Genomic DNA, 2,773 nt, shown 5'->3' with positions numbered 1-2,773 from the left:
CCGCGCTCCGCGAAGCACTCGCCAGCCGCGTCGTCGTCGCCGACGGCGCCATGGGGACGATGCTCCAGGCCCAGGAGCCGACCCTCGCGGACTTCGAGAACCTCGAGGGCTGTAACGAGATCCTCAGCCTGACCCGGCCGGACATCGTCGCCTCGGTGCACCGTGAGTACTTCGCCGCCGGCGTCGACTGCGTGGAGACCAACACCTTCGGTGCCAACCACGCGGCCCTGGGGGAGTACGACATCGCCCACCGCGTGCACGAGCTCTCGGTGGCCGGTGCGCGGGTGGCGCGGGAGGTCGCCGACGAGTTCACCGCGGCCGACGGCCGGCAGCGCTGGGTGCTGGGTTCCATCGGGCCGGGTACCAAGCTGCCGACCCTCGGGCACGCCCCGTACACCGTGCTGCGCGACGCCTATCAGCAGAACGCCGAGGGCCTGCTCACCGGTGGTGCCGACGCGCTGATCGTGGAGACGACGCAGGATCTGCTCCAGACCAAGGCGTCGGTGATCGGCGCCCGCCGCGCGCTCGACGCCCTCGGCCACGACGTGCCGCTCATCGTCTCCGTCACGGTGGAGACCACCGGGACGATGCTGCTGGGTTCGGAGATCGGGGCGGCGCTGACGGCGCTGGAGCCGCTGGGCATCGACATGATCGGCCTGAACTGCGCGACCGGTCCGGCGGAGATGAGCGAGCACCTGCGCTATCTCGCCCGTCACTCGCGCATCCCGCTGTCGGTGATGCCCAACGCGGGTCTGCCCGTCCTGACCTCCGACGGCGCCCACTACCCGCTCTCCCCGGCCGAGCTCGCCGACGCGCAGGAGGGCTTCGTCCGCGACTACGGCCTCTCCCTCGTCGGCGGCTGCTGCGGCACCACCCCCGAGCACCTGCGCCAGGTCGTCGAACGCGTCCGCGGCCTCACGCCCGCCCCGCGCGACCCCCGCCCCGAGCCCGGTGCCGCCTCCCTCTACCAGACCGTCCCGTTCCGGCAGGACACCTCGTACCTGGCGATCGGTGAGCGGACGAACGCGAACGGGTCGAAGAAGTTCCGCGAGGCCATGCTGGAGGGCCGCTGGGACGACTGCGTGGAGATGGCCCGCGACCAGATCCGCGAGGGCGCGCACATGCTCGACCTGTGCGTGGACTACGTCGGCCGTGACGGAGTGGCGGACATGGAGGAGCTGGCGGGCCGGTTCGCGACCGCCTCCACCCTGCCGATCGTGCTGGACTCCACCGAGGTCGAGGTGATCCGGGCGGGCCTGGAGAAGCTGGGCGGGCGGGCGGTGATCAACTCCGTCAACTACGAGGACGGCGACGGCCCCGAGTCCCGTTTCGCGAAGGTGACCCGGCTCGCGCGGGAGCACGGGGCGGCGCTGATCGCGCTCACCATCGACGAGGAGGGCCAGGCCCGCACCGTCGAGCACAAGGTGGCCATCGCCGAGCGGCTCATCGCCGACCTCACCGGCAACTGGGGCATCCACGAGTCGGACATCCTCATCGACACCCTGACCTTCACCATCTGCACCGGCCAGGAGGAGTCCCGGGGCGACGGCATCGCCACCATCGAGGCGATCCGCGAGCTCAAGCGCCGCCACCCGGACGTGCAGACGACGCTGGGTCTGTCGAACATCTCCTTCGGCCTCAACCCGGCCGCCCGGATCCTGCTGAACTCGGTCTTCCTCGACGAGTGCGTGAAGGCCGGCCTGGACTCGGCCATCGTGCACGCCTCCAAGATCCTCCCCATCGCCCGCTTCGACGAGGAGCAGGTCACCACCGCGCTGGACCTGATCTACGACCGGCGGGCGGAGGGCTACGACCCGCTGCAGAAGCTGATGGCCCTCTTCGAGGGCGCCACCGCGAAGTCGCTGAAGGCGGGCAAGGCCGAGGAGCTGGCCGCGCTGCCGCTGGAGGAGCGCCTCAAGCGGCGGATCATCGACGGCGAGAAGAACGGTCTGGAGGCCGATCTCGACGAGGCGCTGGTCACCACCCCGGCCCTCGACATCGTCAACAACACCCTCCTCGACGGCATGAAGGTCGTCGGCGAGCTGTTCGGCTCCGGGCAGATGCAGCTGCCGTTCGTGCTCCAGTCCGCCGAGGTGATGAAGACGGCGGTGGCCCATCTGGAGCCGCACATGGAGAAGTCCGACGCGGACGGCAAGGGCACGATCGTGCTCGCGACCGTGCGCGGCGACGTCCACGACATCGGCAAGAACCTCGTGGACATCATCCTGTCCAACAACGGCTACAACGTCGTCAACATCGGTATCAAGCAGCCGGTCTCCGCGATCCTGGAAGCCGCCGAGGAACACAAGGCGGACGTCATCGGCATGTCCGGCCTCCTGGTGAAGTCCACCGTGATCATGAAGGAGAACCTGGAAGAGCTCAACCAGCGCGACCTGGCCGCCAAGTACCCGGTCATCCTCGGCGGCGCCGCCCTGACCAGGGCCTACGTCGAACAGGACCTCCACGAGATCTACCAGGGCGAGGTCCGCTACGCCCGCGACGCCTTCGAGGGCCTGCGCCTCATGGACGCCCTCGTCGCCGTCAAGCGCGGCGTCCCCGGGGCCGTGCTGCCCGAGCTGAAGCAGCGGCGGGTCCCCAAGGGCACCGCCGCCCTCCAGGTCGACGAGCCCGAGCCCGGCGGCCGTTCCGACGTCGCCACCGACAACCCCGTGCCCGCCCCGCCGTTCTGGGGCACCCGGGTCGTCAAGGGCATCCCGCTCAAGGACTACGCCTCCTGGCTCGACGAGGGCGCGCTGTTCAAGGGCCAGTGGGG

Annotated in this window: 1 protein-coding gene; it reads left to right on the top strand. The window is 70.2% G+C overall.

Annotated features, from left to right (window positions below):
- On the top strand, positions 1-2,773 hold a 2,773-nt coding region (metH, locus tag IE245_RS36450), incomplete at both ends, for a methionine synthase (RefSeq protein WP_189955734.1).

Origin of the sequence: Streptomyces roseolus (assembly GCF_014649855.1) — a bacterium.
GTDB lineage: Bacteria > Actinomycetota > Actinomycetes > Streptomycetales > Streptomycetaceae > Streptomyces > Streptomyces roseolus.
Note: the sequence above shows the minus strand (reverse complement) of the source record. Positions and strands in the feature narration are given on the sequence as shown.